1 protein-coding gene is annotated in these 574 nt (G+C 47.9%); it reads left to right on the top strand.

Annotated features, from left to right (window positions below):
- The coding region (gene rsmD, locus ACS8FC_RS19535; RefSeq protein WP_439298008.1) for a 16S rRNA (guanine(966)-N(2))-methyltransferase RsmD at positions 1-574 on the top strand (574 nt) is incomplete at both ends.

Genomic DNA, 574 nt, shown 5'->3' on the forward strand with positions numbered 1-574 from the left:
AACCCTAAAGCAAAAAGTGCCGCAGCCGGTGATGTGCGTATCATTGGCGGGCAGTTCAAGCGCCGTATTGTCAGCTTCATCGATGCAGATGGTCTACGCCCAACGCCCGACCGCCTGCGAGAGACATTATTTAACTGGCTACTGGCTGATATTCATGGTGCACGCGTACTCGATAGCTGTGCGGGCAGTGGCGTGTTAGGGTTTGAGGCGCTGTCCCGAGGTGCGGCGCATACTACTTTTATCGAAATCAATGCAGCGCAAAGTAATATGCTGCGTCAAAGTGCCGAGCAATTACGCCTTGATACCGCAACTTATACGGTCATCACTGGCACGGCTGAGCAAATACTGAGTCAAAATCAATTGATCGAGCACCCGTTTGATATCGTATTCATCGATCCACCTTATGCTCAGGATTTATGGCAGCCTATTTTGAGTGCGTTGATTACCAATGCATTGATTGACCAATCAACGCTGATTTATTTAGAAGCGGATAAAGATTTAACACCTCAGCTTGAGCAACTAGAAGAGAGGCTTAATGAAAATCGGGACACCCAACTAGAGATAACTCAGCAGA

The organism is Psychrobacter sp. 1Y4 (assembly GCF_051847555.1).